We start from the raw sequence: 13,672 nt of genomic DNA, 5'->3' as shown, positions 1-13,672 counted from the left end.
CTAAATTAAAGAGTTAGAGCATGATGTCGTCCGAAAACCGCTCACACTTTTCGGCATCATGCTCTAGCCGATGCTGGCGTTCACGTCTTCCGATCCGCCCCGTCACTCAAACCAGCCCGTCCGATCGGGCTGGTTCCCAGGCCTATCCGTTTCCGGCGCTTGATATCCCGATCGCGCATCCAAGTTCCCGGCGCGGTGAAGGTGGAACTTTTTATTATATGTTCATCGACTGTTAGTGGACCCAGGCCACGGCAAAAGGGCAGCCTTCGAAAGCGAAGGTGCTCTCAAAAGCCGGGCGCACAAACGGCGGTCGAATGAAGTCGATCACCCATTCCGTGGCGGGCAGGGGATATGAGGACTCCTGCTGCGCTCAGCAGGAACCGACACATGCCCGCAAGCATCTTTTCGTGCATCAGCACCAAACTGGCCACGCTTTCCGCCATCGGCATTTTCCTGGTGGCTGTCATGCTTCTTACCGTCTGGCAGGGCGGCCAGCATGTATACGAAAGCGCGAAATATCAGGAGGGCCAGCTGGTCGTTTCCCGTGATCTGGTCGATGCCAAGGCGTCATGGCGCGGCATGCAGATCGGGGTGCGCGATCTGCGTCTCGCCGCCTCCGCCGACGAGATTGCCAAGGCCGCCGATTATCTTGCGGCCCGCCACCACTCGGTGATCAGATACCTCGACGATGCCATGGGCGGGCTGCGACTGCAGGTCAACAGGGACCGGATCGTGAAGCTCAAAACGCTGGCCGAGAGCCTTTTCAACGCCACCGGCGACATGGTCGACATCGCCAAGGCGAAGCTCGCCCTCAAAGCTGGTGACACGTCCCTCGACGCAAAGGAGAGGGACGCTCAGGCAAGGCTGACGGCGCTTTCGGATGAGGCGGCCAAGCTGATCGACGAAGGAGTGGATTCGGCAAAGGCGATGGCAACAAAGTCTGGCGAGGAGGCGGATACCGCCGCCGTTCTGGTTCTCTTTCTCAATCTCGGCATCGGCCTTTTGACCATCGCCACGCTGATCGGTGCTGCCGTCTTCGGCGCCCGGGTGATCGCAAGGCCGATCGGCCGGATCACCGCGAGCATGAACGATCTCGCCGGCGGCAATCTCGACGCCGACATTCCCTTCGCCGACCGAGGCGATGAAATCGGGCAGATGGCCCGTGCCGTCGAAGTCTTCAAACAGAACGGCGCCAAGGTGCGCGAACTCGATGCCGCCGGCGCGAACAAGCGGGCCAAGGTCATCGAAATGCAGAAGAGCGTCGACGCGGTCATCACGGCGGCGGCAGCAGGCGACTTCACCCAGCGCGCGCCTGAAGAGTTCGGCTATCCCGATCTCAATCGCATCGTCATCGGCCTCAATCAACTCGTCGCCTCGGTCGACCGCGGCGTTGCGGAAACCGGCCGGGTCGTTTCGGCGCTCGCAAATGGCGACCTGACCGAGAATATGCGCGGCGAGTTCCAGGGTTCTTTCGCGGGGCTGCAGAATAACGTCAACACAACGATGACCAACCTGCGCTCCGTTCTTGGCGAAGTGCGGGCGGCCGTCGACCTGATCAATGGGGGCGCCGGCGAGATGCGGACCGCTTCCGGAGATCTGTCACAGCGCACCGAGCAACAGGCGGCGTCGCTGGAGGAAACCTCGTCCGCTTTGGAGGAGATCACCGTCGCCGTGAAGCATTCGACCGCGCGGGCATTGGAAGCCAGCCACATGGTCGATGAAGCGAAGAAAGGCACCGGCCAGTCGAGCGACGTCGTCAGCCAGGCGGTTTCGGCGATGGGCCGGATCGAGCAGGCCTCGGGTGAAATCAGCAAGATCATCAGCGTTATCGACGAGATCGCCTTCCAGACCAATCTTCTGGCGCTGAATGCCGGTGTCGAGGCGGCGCGTGCCGGTGAAGCCGGCAAGGGCTTTGCCGTCGTGGCGCAGGAGGTGCGTGAACTGGCGCAGCGCTCGGCCAACGCCGCCAAGGACATCAAAGTGCTGATCAACCGTTCCAGCGACGAAGTCCATTCCGGCGTGAAGCTGGTGACGGCGACGGGCGAGGCGCTTGGCCACATCCAGGATCATGTGGTGAAGATCGACGAGCATGTCCGCTCCATCGCAACGGCCGCCAGAGAGCAATCGACCGGTCTTTCCGAGGTCTCGACCGCCGTCAATCAGATGGATCAGGTGACGCAGCAGAACGCGGCGATGGTCGAGGAATCGACTGCCGCGGCCAACCGGCTGGCGGAAGAGGCGGCTAAGCTCGCCCGACTGATCGCCCGTTTCAAGCTGGATGCCGCGCAGATGGCGCCACGCGCCGCCACCCCGCAAAGCAGACCCGTCGTCTCGCCGGCGCGCGCGCTCGGCCAGAAGCTCGCCGGCGCCTTTGGCGGCCGCGCCGCGACGGCGACGGCCGCGGCTGCTTCATGGGAGGAGTTTTGATAGCTGGATCCTGCTCCAGCCGACGAGCGCAGGCAGCCTTTTGTGCCTGCGCTCGTTCCGGTAATATGATTGGAAAGCGGCGCGCCCAGTGCTGAGCGCAGCAGGTGCTGCTACTTCGACAGGTCTGCCGTTGCCGCGAGAATAACTTTCGCAACGTCGGCCGGCTGCGACAGTTGCGGCGTGTGTCCTGCCGGCAAGCTCACGACGTGAGCCGAGATTTTCTTTGCCATCGCCTTCTGCAGGTCGGGCTGAATCATGTGGTCCTGCTCGCTGACGATGTACCATGAAGGCTTCGTCTTCCAGGCGGCATCGCTGACGTTCTCCTCGAAGTTCCTGCCGCGCACGGGACCTTGCGTCGCCGCCATCAGCCTCGTCTCATCGGCCGGAAGATCCTGGGCGAGGTGCTTTGCGACCCCTTCGAGACTGAGCGTCAGGAAACCCTCCTTGTCTGCGATGATGTGGGCAAAGCCCGAGGGAGCCGGATAATCCTTCGTCAGATCCGCAACCGATTGCCCTTCGGACGGAGCGAACGCGGCAACATAGACCAGCGATTTGACATGCTCGTGCCCGCCGGCTTCCGAAATCACGACGCCGCCCCAGGAATGGCCGACCAGAACGACGGGGCCGGTTTGCGTGTCGAGTGCGCGCCGTGTCGCGGCGACGTCATCGGCCAGTGAAGTCAGTGGATTCTGCACGGAAACGACCGTCAGTCCTTCCGCTTGAAGAAGTGGAATAACCTTGTTCCAAGCCGAACCATCGGCAAATGCGCCATGCACAAGCACGACGGTCGGCCTTTGGCTCTCCGACGTACCGACGGGTGCGGCGTTTGAGGCTAAAGCGGTGCTGCCCAAAGCAGCGGCCAGAACTGCTTTTTTCGCTAGAGATGACATCAAATACTCCTGTGACGTTGAGCCAACCGCAGGTTCTGCGGAGGATGGCGGTGAGATGGGAGCATCTGTACGTCTGAAATAAATTGGGATAAATAGTCATATAAAATCTATATTCCAAACGAATTGGCTCAAATGGACAGATTGGCTTCCATGCAGGTTTTCATAAAAGCCGTTGAAACCGGCTCCATATCGGCGGCCGCTGAACTACTCAATTTGTCATCGCAGCTGGCGGGCAAGCAGCTGAGGGCGCTGGAGGATGGTTTGGGGATCAAGCTGTTGAACCGCACCACGCGCAGGCAAAGCCTCACCGACAGCGGTCGCATATTCTATGAACACGCGAAGAACATCCTGGCGGAGATGGAGGCAGCCGAGGCGCTGATCGCTGAAACCCGCTCGATCCCGCGAGGACGGCTTCGCATCAGCGCACCGATCACCTTCGGCAGCCACGCGTTGGCACCTGAACTACCGGAATATCTGAAACAGCACCCCGAAGTGTCGTTGGACCTCAGCCTCACCAACCGGACAGTAGATCTTGTGGAGGAGGGTTTCGATGTCGCCTTCCGGACCGGTGAGCTCCCGGACAGCCGATTGCTGGCGAGAGGCCTTTCACCTCTTCGCCTGGTTCTGTGCGCGGCGCCGGCCTATCTCAAATCGGCGGAAAAACTGAACAGACCGGAGGATCTGCAACGGCATGAATGCCTGGTGTTCTCGCACACCTCACTTCGCACGCAATGGTCGTTCGAGGGGCCACATGGTCTTGTGTCGGTGCCGATCACAGGCCGATTTTCGACAGACAGTGGTGAGGCCCTTCGTGCCGCCGCAGTGGCAGGTATGGGCGTGCTCCTGCAGCCGCACGAACTCGTGGTCCGAGAGATCGAAGCTGGACGGTTGGTGAGGCTCTTGCCGGACTACGAGCCGCCCGCTCGACCTTTGCACGCGCTGTATGCTCCCGACAGACGAATGACACCGAAGCTACGGAGTTTTATAGATTTTGCGCTGAAGAAATTCGGCGCGGGGTAGCGGAGGACATCCGGATCACCGTGACCAGTGTGCTGCCGGGCGAAAAGCCTCGGGCCGGGCGGCAAAATTCTCGACGACGAAATCCACGAAAGCGCGGACTTTCGGCGAAAGCTGGCGATTGGAAGGCCAGACGAGCGAGAGCGAACCGAAGGGCGCCATGAAGGCGGTGAGGACGGGAACCAAGTTACCCGCTCGGATATGGGGCTGCGCGACATAGACGGGCAGATGCGCGAGCCCGAGGCCGTCCTGTGCCGCCCGCAGCCCGGCATCCGTATTGTTGAACGTCAGGCTTTTCGGCAAAAGCAGCCGCTCGTATGGGTCGCGGAATGACCATGGCGCGATGCGGCCGCTGGATGGATATTTGAAGTGAATGCAGGCGTGCCCTGAGAGGTCGTTCGGCGTCTGCGGCCGTCCGCGACGATCGAGATAATCGGCACTTCCGCAAACGACGAAATGCTGCTCGCCGAGATGGCGGGCGATCAATCGGGCATCGGCAAGTTCGCCGCTGCGCACGACGGCATCCAGGCCCTCGGCGACCAAGTCTACGACCCTGTCTTCGAAATCGATGTCCAGTTCGATCTCCGGAAATCGCGCGGCGAACATCGGCAGGATCGGCATCAGCAGGTGGTGTCCGACGATATGCGGGACGCTGACCCGGAGGCGTCCTGTCGGCCGCTGCCGGCTTCGCAGGATACCTGCCTCTGCGTCTTGCATATCGTCGATGATGCGCTTGTAGCGCTCGTAGAGGACCGCCCCTTCCTCGGTCAGGCTGATGCTGCGCGTCGTGCGGTTGAAGAGCCGCACCCCCAAGCGGCCTTCGAGGCGCGCGATCGATTTTCCGATCGCCGACGGCGAAATTCCGGCGACGCGCGCGGCTCCGACATAACTCTGCTGTTCGGCAGCGTAGACAAGAGCGAAAAGGCCCGCGAGACCATCCATGGCAAACACCTGATTGGAGACATTTTGTCCGGTATCTAATTCCATGAGCCGACGTTGATCAATATTGCGTAGGAAATATCCTTTGTCCGTGAGTGACGTCTGGCCTGATCGACAGGAGTTAACGGCATGCGGGACTACGCAAAAGAACGACCGGAGCACACGGCGAGATACATCGGGGAAATCGACTTGTTTCTGGAAATATTTCGTGGAAGCGCCGGTTCGGAGCGGCCCGCTCGGCCGCCTTTGCTCTTCGTCCACGGCGCCTTCACCGGCAGCTGGATGTGGAGCAAGTACGTTCCTCACTTCATGTCAGCCGGATGGAGCGCCTACTGTATCAACCTGCGCGGCCACTACAAAAGCCGATCGGTCGATTTTACCAAAGTCACCTTCGAGGACTATCTGGACGACATCCGGCAGGCCATTTCCGAAATCGTTGAAGAATGCGCGGTCCCGCCTGTTGTAATCGGCTTCAGCATGGGAGGAATCCTCAGCCAGAAACTGGCGGAAAGCGTGGAGATTGCCGGGCTGGTGTTGATCGATTCCAGCATTTGCAGGCAGGTGCATGACGAGGTGCCCTATCAGGAGCTTGCGCCACGAATGCCTGGCCTTGTCGTGCCGGCGCCCGCGCGCGACGACCAAGGCAGCGCCGATGAAACGCTCGAAGATATCGCGTTCCAGCGGAAATATCTGTCCATGGAATCCGGCAAGGCATTCGCTGCATTTTCCTTTCATTTCGGAGCGAAGGGAATTTCCATCGAAGGCGGCGAGATCACCTGCCCGGCCCTGGTGATCTCAGCCGTCAACAATGAAGCCGACGATCGTCGGGGCCGGGCGATGGCACGGCTTATTGGCGGTGAGTATCTGGGTCTTCGGGGGACGACGCATACCGGCTTGCTCGTCGGGCAAAGGTATCGCGAAGCTGTAAGCCACATCATCGAATGGTTGGCACGCTTGGAAGATTGTTCCAGTCAGCCCTCCAAGCCAAGGCCCGCCGGTAGCCAGCCGACATAGGCTTCCAGGCGCGACAATACCGGAGCTTCGGGCCGTTCATGCTCCGATAAGTCGTATCTGGCGCGGCTCCCGTCAACCGCCGATCAGGCGGATAGTCTGGGAACGAGATGCCCTGGCAAGGTGACTGTTTCGACGGCGCGGGCTCCGATAATCATCTCTACGATCGTGTTGATCATTTCATAAGTGGGCTGCTCGTAAGTCGTCAGGCCATAGGCGGGCGCCGCGCCGAGCTCGATATTGTCGAAGCCGACCACCGCAAGGTCTTGCGGAACGCGGCAACCAAATTCACTGCGGGCCGTGGCCATGGCTCCTAACGCCAGAATGTCATTTTCACACATCAATACATCGACCCGTGAGGACGAGGGGGTCGCGCTTAGATAGGCTCGCACCGCCTCGGCGCCCGCATCGGCACTGTACCGGTCTGCGTTCAGCTCTACCACGCTCCCCACGCCCTTCCGTCGCCAGAAATTCGCGTAGTGATGGCGCCTGCCGAGTGCCGTCGACAGGGTTCTTGCTCCCGTCATAAAACCCGGACGGCGATACCCCTTGTCGAACAGGTAATCGACCATTTGGCTGAGGGCGAGTTCAGCATCGCAGGCGACTGCAGGGACACCGGGAATCTGGCTGTCTCTTGCAAGAACGAACATCGGCGGAAAACCTGGGCCGAGGCGTCGATCGCCGAGAGTTTCCTCGCGAAATGCCGTACCGAACAGAATCACGGCGTCGAATTGCCGTTGGTCGGCATTGATCAGCGCGTGAACGTGATCGAAATGCCGATTGATATTGATCAGTACCGTCAATAGTCCCTCCGCCTGCAAGCGCTCGGTGAGCATTTCCAGAACCGGAAGCTTGTGCGGATTGGCGAAGTCGTCGACGAAAACCGCCACTTGATGCGTGATGTTTGTCGCGAGGCTGCGGGCAAGAAGGTTCGGCGAATAGTTCAGCGCCTCGGCGGCCTGAAGCACTTTTTGCCGGCTGGCGTCGGTGATGGATGCACCTGGTGTAAACGCACGGATAACTGTCCATTTCGATACGCCGGCGGCTTCCGCCACCTCTTTCGCTGTCGCCCGTTTGCGCATGCCTATCTCCTGCCGACTGGAATGAATATTCCACAAAAAAATAAAAATGGAATGGATGCTTGATTTTTGCCGACAATAAAGTAACTTGTTGGAGTTTGCTACCGGTAGCAAAGGAGTTGCAACCGGTAGCAATCGCGGGTCCGCATGACGCGGACTGTTTTTGGGAGGGTTAAATGAAATTTGGTTTGAAATCGCTTCTCGCGGGGGCCGCGGTCGCGTTCATGTGCTCTTCAGCAATCGTCAACGCAGCGGACATTCGCATCGTTGCCGTCACCCATGGCCAGGCCAATGATCCGTTCTGGTCCGTGGTTAAGAACGGGGTCAACGCAGCTGCCAAGGATATCGGCGTCGGCGTCGACTATCGGGCGCCGGAAACCTTCGACATGGTGTCAATGGGGCAGCTCATCGATGCGGCCATCAATCAGAAGCCTGACGGCCTTATCGTCTCCATCCCGGACGCCTCGGCGCTCGGCCCGTCCATCAAGAAGGCCGTGGCCGCCGGCATTCCGGTTATTTCGATCAACTCCGGATCCGACGTCTCGAAGGAATTGGGGGCGCTTCTGCATGTCGGCCAGGACGAATACACCGCCGGCAAGGCCGCCGGTGCAAAGCTGCATGAGTTGGGCGGCAAAGAAGGTTTGTGCGTCAATCAGGAGGTCGGCAATGTCGCGCTCGATCTGCGCTGCAAGGGCTTCGCAGACGGTTTTGGCGGCAAGGTTACGGTTCTGCCCGTCAGCAACGATCCGGCCGACGTCCGGGCAAAGGTCAAAGCGGCACTGAGTTCCAATGCCGCTGTCGATACCGTCATGGCGCTCGGCGCCGGCACCGCCGGCGAGCCGTCTCTGGCGGCTGTCGAGGATGTCGGAATGACCGGCAAGGTCAACGTTGCGACCTTCGACCTTTCGGCAGATTTCCTGAAGGCAGTGGCCGACGGCAAGGCAGCCTTCGCGATCGATCAGCAGCAGTTCCTGCAGGGCTATCTGCCTGTCGTGTTTCTGGCCAACTCCGCCAAATACGGGCTGATCCCTGGAGGTAATGTGCCATCCGGCCCCAATCTTATCACCAAGGAAAAGGCCGCCCAGGTCGTCGATCTTTCCGCCAAGGGCATTCGCTGACCAGAACTGACGGAAGGCATTCTCTCAGAATCTCCTCCCCCTCAAGGGGAGGGGGTTCGTTGACAGAGCGCTGCCGAGCAGCGCCGCCGCTACCTCAAAACAAAGATTCCACGGGAGGAGTTATGGCTTCGCTTGAGCAGAACACGGCGGCCGCGCCGACGGTCGATGAGCGCGTCAAACAAGTGAGTTTTTTAACACATATGATGCGGCGGCCCGAATTGGGCGCCGTGGCGGGCCTTGTTCTCGTCATCGTCTTTTTCTTTCTCACTGCAGATTCGACGATGTTTTCTCTTTCGGGCCTGATGACCATCATGGCGCCGGCATCGCAATTGGGAATCCTCGCCATTGCGGCGGCACTGCTCATGATCGGCGGAGAGTTTGATCTCTCGATCGGCTCGATGGTGGCTTTTGCAGGACTGATCTTCGGCGTCATCCTGACCAATTTTGGTCAACCGCTTTCGGTTGCCATCGTCATGACAATGCTGTTTGCGGCGTTCATGGGCGCGATCAATGGGCAGATCGTCATTCACACCAGGCTGCCGTCGTTCATCGTGACCCTGGCATTTCTCTTCATACTGCGCGGCTTGACCCTCGTTGGTCTGAAATGGGCCACCGGCGGCTCCACGCAGCTTCGCGGCATCGGCGACCATGTGAAGGACAGTCCGCTGCTCGGGCTCTTTTCCGGCGATGCGCTGAGGGGCGTATTCGTCTGGCTCGCAGATCACGACCTGATCGACAAGTTCCCGAACGGCCTGCCGAAGGTCACGGGCATCCCCGTGTCGGTCCTGTGGTTCGTCGTGCTTGCCCTGGCTGCAACATGGGTCCTGCTGCGCACCCGCATGGGCAACTGGATCTTCGCAGCCGGTGGCGATCCGAATGCAGCAAGAAACTCAGGTGTCCCGGTCCATAGGGTGAAAACCGGCCTGTTCGCGTTGACGGCGTGTGCTGCCGCGCTGGTCGCCATCATCACCGTGCTTGACGCCGGCTCAACCGACGCCCGGCGCGGTTTTCAGAAAGAGTTCGAGGCGATCATCGCCGCCGTCATTGGCGGGTGCCTGCTCACAGGCGGTTATGGTTCGGCGATCGGCGCCTTCTTCGGAGCCATCATCTTCGGCTCGGTTTCCATCGGCCTGACTTATACCAGGTTCGACTCCGACTGGTTTCAGGTCTTCCTCGGCTCGATGCTGCTGCTGGCTGTTCTCTTCAACAATTTCATCCGCCGCAAGGTTACCGGGGAGCGCTGATCATGCCAGACGTCAACAACCGAACACCGATCATCGAAGTAACCGATATCGTCAAGCACTACGGCTCCGTGATCGCTCTCAACGGCGTGTCGATGCAAGTGTCGGCCGGAGAGGTGCTTTGTCTCCTCGGAGACAATGGCGCGGGCAAATCCACCTTGATCAAGACGCTGTCCGGTGTCGTCCGACCAAGCGGAGGTGTCTTTCTGGTCGAAGGCAAGCCGGTCAATTTCCGTAGCCCGCGCGATGCCCTCGATGCAGGGATTGCGACGGTCTATCAGGATCTCGCCATGATTCCGCTGATGTCGATCACCCGTAATTTCTTCATGGGGCGGGAGCCGCGCAAAGGCATCTTCCCATTCCGTCACTTCGACCTCGCGCACTGCAACGATGTCACCCGTGAAGAGATGAGCAAAATCGGCATCGATATCCGCGATCCCAATCAGGCGGTGGGCACCTTGTCCGGTGGCGAACGCCAATGCGTTGCGATTGCGCGCGCGGTCTATTTCGGCGCAAAGATCCTTATTCTCGACGAGCCCACATCGGCGCTCGGCGTGGCACAAACCTCGATGGTGCTGAAATACATCCACCAGGTCCGACAGAACGGACTGGGCGTGATTTTCATCACCCATAACGTTCGGCATGCCTATGCCGTGGCGGACCGCTTCACTATCCTCAATCGCGGCCAGACGCTCGGCACTTTTGCCAAGGCGGATATCGCGATGGACGAGCTTCAGAACCTCATGGCCGGCGGCAAGGAACTGCAGCAACTGTCCGAAGAGCTCGGCGGTACCATCTAGCGCCTTGGCTTTACCCGGAGGCGGCGACCATTGGCTTTCAAAGGCTGCCCGCTTTCTCAGTCATCAAACATGGAAACGGTCATGAACGACGGTTCGTCGAATATCTCATCCCCCTTCACGCTCGCGGTCTGCGCCGAGATGGTTTTCAAGTCGCTTCCTGTTGTCGACAGGCTGAAGCGGATCACCGAACTCGGCTTCCAGGCCGAGATCTGGGACTGGACGAAGCATGACATCGCAGCCCTTGCGAGATCCGGGGCGGTCTTCTCGTCGATGACTGGCTATGTGACCGGCACGCTCGCCGACGACGATGGCGCAGAAGAATTGCTGCGAACCGCGAAGCAATCGATCCCGATTGCCCGGGAGCTGAACTGCCCACGTCTCAACCTGCACGGTACGGGTCTCGACGGCAATGGACTGCCGGTCGTCAAGGCTGACGAAGTGACTGGTTCCATGTGGCTCAGGGCGCGCGATACGCTGAACCGCATCGCCGACCTCGGGGAGCAGGAGGGTGTGACCTTCGTGCTCGAAAACCTCAATCAGGCAGTCGATCACCCCGGGACGCCGTTTGCCAAGGCCGAGGGTACGCTCGCGCTCGTCTCGTCCGTTAACCGGCCGGCGTTGAAGCTCAATCTGGACCTCTATCATGCCCAGATCGGCGAAGGAAACCTGATCGAGCTATGCCGGCGCGCGCTGCCCTATATCGGCGAGATCCAGGTGGCGGATGTGCCCGGTCGCATGGAACCGGGCACCGGCGAGATCAACTACAAGGCAATTGCCCGCGCGCTCAAGGACATGGGCTATCGCGGCACGATCGGCATGGAGGCATGGGCGTCCGGAGACGATGAGACGGCGCTTGCCCGCTTCCGCGACGCCTTCACCGTTTGAATGTTTCGATAGTCAAGATTTACATATCATGGAGGGACATCAATGATCAGATTTGGAGTGATCGGCGCCGGCCGGATCGGCAAAGTGCATGCAACAACGATCGCGGCGAACCCCAATGCGAAGCTTGCCTATGTCGCGGATGCCTTCAAGGCATCAGCAGAAGAGCTTGCCGCACGGACGGGCGCCGAGGTTGCCGAGGCGGAGGATGTCATCAACTCCTCGAACGTCGATGCGATCCTCATCGCGACGCCGACCCCGAGCCACGCCGATCTCATCGAGGCGGCGGCGCGCGCCGGCAAGGCCATCCTCTGCGAAAAGCCGGTATCCCTGTCGGTCGACCGCATCAATGCCTGCCTCGAGATTGTCGAGAAAAACAGGTCGACCTTGATGATCGGCTTCAATCGCCGGTTTGACCCGAACTTCGCAAGTTTGGAGGCCCGCCTGCGCCGCGGTGATATCGGCGCGATCGAGATCGTGACGATCACCAGCCGGGATCCGGCGCCGCCGCCTGCCGACTACGTCAAATCCTCCGGTGGCCTGTTCCGCGACATGATGATCCACGACTTCGATATGGCCCGCTTCCTCATGGGCGAGGAATTCGTGGTCGTGAACGCACTCGGATCCTCGCTCGTCGACAAGGCGATCGGGGCCGAGGGTGATGTGGATACCGCCGCCGTCCAGATGCAGACGGCTTCGGGCCGCATTGCTGTCATCACCAATTCGCGCCGGGCGACTTATGGATACGACCAGCGCATCGAAGTCCATGGTGCTGCCGGTATGCTTGCAGCGAAGAATATCGCCGCGACGAGCGTCGAGCTTTCCAATGCGAACGGCATCAGCGGCGATCCCGTTCAACATTTCTTTCTCGAACGCTACGCGCAGGCTTATGCCAACGAGATCAATGCCTTCATCGAAGCGATCGACAGCGGCAACCCATCGCCGAGGCCAGGTGGATTGGATGGGCTTCAGGCTCAAAAACTAGCGGAGGCCGCCACAGTGAGCTGGCAGACAGGCAGGCCAGTTGCCGTCGATTGACGTCAAGGCGGTGCAGTTCGCTCCTCGTGGCTCGCCTGCATCGCCCGACTCCACGAATGCATAATCGACTTGTCCTGCGCGAAATGCATCTGCCACGGAGGCGCCAAATGTCAGCCACGCGTCCTATGAAAGATCAACGTCCTCAAACCTTTCAGGAACTAAAGCAGTCCATTGCCGAAGGAAGGATCTTTTTCCCTAACCAGGTGGAACAGGTTGCAAGGCGGATGCTTGAGCATCCGGAGATGGTGGCCTTCGAAAGTGCTGCTTCAGTCGCAAAAAAATGCGGCGTCTCGCAAACGACAGTTATACGGCTGAGCAGCTTTCTGGGAATTGGATCATACCGCGGTCTGAAGGATCTCTGTGCCTGCTATATTCGAGAACGCTCCAAAGGCATGTCGCCGCCTTACCAAGTCCCTCAGCCGCCACCGCGCAATGTCGGGTAGGATGTCCGTTGCTTGAAGTCGCCGCCGGCAAGGAATGAGTAACCGCCAGGGGACGCATGAGGGGAGCAGGCAACCGCCGGCAGGCGACAAATGCCAGGCCCTCCGATCTGCACCCCATCCTCGTTCAGCCATCCAGACCGAGGCTCGTCTGCAGGCGGCTGACATAGGCTTCGAGCCCGCCGACCATATCGAAGCGATCGGGGTCGCGCAGCCAGAGCATCTGCAGGCCGTCCATTACGGCGATCAGTTCGGCCGCCATCGCCTTGCTATCGATGTTCTTGGCGAACGAGCCATCGGCGGCGGCGCGTTCGAAGGTCGCGGCGATATGCTTCTGCATCTGCGTGGCGCGATCGAGAAACCAGGCCTTGGCGGGGTGGTCCTTCATCAGGCTTTCGGCATTGAGGATGGCGAAAGCCCTGGTGACCTCGACCATTTCGGCGTTGCGACGGAAGACGGCGACCATGCCTTTAAGTAGGCCCCGAAGGTCCAAACGATAGTGGTCGATGAAATCTGCGCTTTCCAAATCGCGCTTGTCCAGAATGGCGAGCAGGAGATCGACCTTGGTCGGGAAATGGTGCAACAGGCCGGGCAGCGACAGGCCGACATCTTGGGCGATATCCCCAATGGCGGCATTCTGATAGCCGTCTTCGGCGAAGCGGCGCATCGCCGCCGCAAGGATTTCCGCTCGGCGCGCCTCCCCCTTGCTGGATTTGCGCCGCTGCTTTTCCCTCGGGCCGGTCCCTTGTTCTGCCATCGTCTCTTTCCGTTTGCCTCCTTTTAACGGCGA

The 13,672-nt window shown here is 60.0% G+C and carries 13 protein-coding genes; 9 read left to right on the top strand and 4 right to left on the bottom strand.

Going from position 1 to position 13,672, the window contains the following annotated elements; all coding sequences use genetic code 11:
- Nucleotides 1–387 precede the first annotated feature (387 nt).
- On the top strand, nucleotides 388–2,427 hold the full coding sequence (locus CO671_RS19615) for a methyl-accepting chemotaxis protein (protein WP_097607299.1): 2,040 nt from the start codon (nucleotides 388–390) through the stop codon (nucleotides 2,425–2,427).
- 110 nt (nucleotides 2,428–2,537) lie between these two features.
- On the opposite strand, the gene CO671_RS19610 is transcribed toward CO671_RS19615, so the two are convergent.
- On the bottom strand, nucleotides 2,538–3,317 hold the full coding sequence (locus tag CO671_RS19610) for an alpha/beta hydrolase (protein ID WP_097607298.1): 780 nt from the start codon (nucleotides 3,315–3,317) through the stop codon (nucleotides 2,538–2,540).
- Between the two features lie 132 nt (nucleotides 3,318–3,449).
- Between CO671_RS19610 and CO671_RS19605 the strand changes: the two genes are divergently transcribed.
- The gene (locus tag CO671_RS19605) at nucleotides 3,450–4,337 is read left to right on the top strand and encodes a LysR substrate-binding domain-containing protein (protein WP_097607297.1); all 888 of its coding nucleotides are present in this window, start codon (nucleotides 3,450–3,452) and stop codon (nucleotides 4,335–4,337) included.
- A gap of 15 nt (nucleotides 4,338–4,352) precedes the next feature.
- Here CO671_RS19605 and CO671_RS19600 read toward each other — a convergent pair whose 3' ends face one another.
- Entirely contained in the window at nucleotides 4,353–5,276 is a 924-nt protein-coding gene (locus CO671_RS19600) for a LysR family transcriptional regulator (RefSeq protein ID WP_097607307.1), read from the bottom strand.
- Between the two features lie 126 nt (nucleotides 5,277–5,402).
- Here CO671_RS19600 and CO671_RS19595 point away from each other — a divergent pair, with 126 nt between their 5' ends.
- Nucleotides 5,403–6,287: an alpha/beta fold hydrolase gene (locus CO671_RS19595; RefSeq protein WP_097607296.1), complete on the top strand. Its 885-nt coding sequence runs from the start codon at nucleotides 5,403–5,405 to the stop codon at nucleotides 6,285–6,287.
- Nucleotides 6,288–6,370: 83 nt separating this feature from the next.
- Here the strand turns inward: CO671_RS19595 and CO671_RS19590 are convergent, their stop codons facing one another.
- On the bottom strand, nucleotides 6,371–7,366 hold the full coding sequence (locus CO671_RS19590) for a LacI family DNA-binding transcriptional regulator (RefSeq protein WP_097607295.1): 996 nt from the start codon (nucleotides 7,364–7,366) through the stop codon (nucleotides 6,371–6,373).
- 173 nt (nucleotides 7,367–7,539) lie between these two features.
- On the opposite strand from CO671_RS19590, the gene CO671_RS19585 reads away from it, so the two are divergent.
- The 6 genes from CO671_RS19585 (at nucleotide 7,540) to CO671_RS19560 (ending at nucleotide 12,885) form a co-directional block, all read left to right on the top strand.
- Nucleotides 7,540–8,481, top strand: a complete 942-nt coding sequence (locus CO671_RS19585) for a sugar ABC transporter substrate-binding protein (protein ID WP_097607294.1) — start codon at nucleotides 7,540–7,542, stop codon at nucleotides 8,479–8,481.
- A 122-nt stretch (nucleotides 8,482–8,603) separates the two neighbouring features.
- Entirely contained in the window at nucleotides 8,604–9,725 is a 1,122-nt protein-coding gene (locus tag CO671_RS19580; RefSeq protein ID WP_097607293.1) for an ABC transporter permease, read from the top strand.
- A gap of 2 nt (nucleotides 9,726–9,727) precedes the next feature.
- A complete protein-coding gene (locus tag CO671_RS19575; RefSeq protein WP_097607292.1) occupies nucleotides 9,728–10,522 on the top strand; it encodes an ATP-binding cassette domain-containing protein in 795 nt (264 codons plus the stop codon).
- 81 nt (nucleotides 10,523–10,603) lie between these two features.
- Nucleotides 10,604–11,407, top strand: coding sequence for a TIM barrel protein (locus CO671_RS19570; RefSeq protein WP_097607291.1), 804 nt, complete (start codon nucleotides 10,604–10,606; stop codon nucleotides 11,405–11,407).
- Nucleotides 11,408–11,449: 42 nt separating this feature from the next.
- Nucleotides 11,450–12,442, top strand: a complete 993-nt coding sequence (iolG, locus tag CO671_RS19565; RefSeq protein ID WP_097607290.1) for an inositol 2-dehydrogenase — start codon at nucleotides 11,450–11,452, stop codon at nucleotides 12,440–12,442.
- A gap of 107 nt (nucleotides 12,443–12,549) precedes the next feature.
- Nucleotides 12,550–12,885: a hypothetical protein gene (locus CO671_RS19560; RefSeq protein ID WP_097607289.1), complete on the top strand. Its 336-nt coding sequence runs from the start codon at nucleotides 12,550–12,552 to the stop codon at nucleotides 12,883–12,885.
- 124 nt (nucleotides 12,886–13,009) lie between these two features.
- On the opposite strand, the gene CO671_RS19555 is transcribed toward CO671_RS19560, so the two are convergent.
- A complete protein-coding gene (locus CO671_RS19555; protein WP_097607288.1) occupies nucleotides 13,010–13,639 on the bottom strand; it encodes a TetR/AcrR family transcriptional regulator in 630 nt (209 codons plus the stop codon).
- Between the last annotated feature and the right edge of the window lie 33 nt (nucleotides 13,640–13,672).

Source organism: Rhizobium sp. M10 (genome assembly GCF_002531955.1).
GTDB lineage: Bacteria > Pseudomonadota > Alphaproteobacteria > Rhizobiales > Rhizobiaceae > Rhizobium > Rhizobium etli_C.
The sequence above is the reverse complement of the archived record's forward strand: the minus strand, read 5'-3'. Positions and strand labels throughout refer to the sequence as shown.

Coding starts and splice junctions, on each gene's coding strand:
- CO671_RS19610 (WP_097607298.1), bottom strand. CDS start 3,317: ATGTCATCTCTAGCGAAAAAAGCAGTTCTGGCCGCTGCTTTGGGCAGC.
- CO671_RS19570 (WP_097607291.1), top strand. CDS start 10,604: ATGAACGACGGTTCGTCGAATATCTCATCCCCCTTCACGCTCGCGGTC.
- CO671_RS19590 (WP_097607295.1), bottom strand. CDS start 7,366: ATGCGCAAACGGGCGACAGCGAAAGAGGTGGCGGAAGCCGCCGGCGTA.
- CO671_RS19575 (WP_097607292.1), top strand. CDS start 9,728: ATGCCAGACGTCAACAACCGAACACCGATCATCGAAGTAACCGATATC.
- CO671_RS19615 (WP_097607299.1), top strand. CDS start 388: ATGCCCGCAAGCATCTTTTCGTGCATCAGCACCAAACTGGCCACGCTT.
- CO671_RS19560 (WP_097607289.1), top strand. CDS start 12,550: ATGTCAGCCACGCGTCCTATGAAAGATCAACGTCCTCAAACCTTTCAG.
- CO671_RS19595 (WP_097607296.1), top strand. CDS start 5,403: ATGCGGGACTACGCAAAAGAACGACCGGAGCACACGGCGAGATACATC.
- CO671_RS19605 (WP_097607297.1), top strand. CDS start 3,450: ATGGACAGATTGGCTTCCATGCAGGTTTTCATAAAAGCCGTTGAAACC.
- iolG (WP_097607290.1), top strand. CDS start 11,450: ATGATCAGATTTGGAGTGATCGGCGCCGGCCGGATCGGCAAAGTGCAT.
- CO671_RS19585 (WP_097607294.1), top strand. CDS start 7,540: ATGAAATTTGGTTTGAAATCGCTTCTCGCGGGGGCCGCGGTCGCGTTC.
- CO671_RS19580 (WP_097607293.1), top strand. CDS start 8,604: ATGGCTTCGCTTGAGCAGAACACGGCGGCCGCGCCGACGGTCGATGAG.
- CO671_RS19555 (WP_097607288.1), bottom strand. CDS start 13,639: ATGGCAGAACAAGGGACCGGCCCGAGGGAAAAGCAGCGGCGCAAATCC.
- CO671_RS19600 (WP_097607307.1), bottom strand. CDS start 5,276: ATGGATGGTCTCGCGGGCCTTTTCGCTCTTGTCTACGCTGCCGAACAG.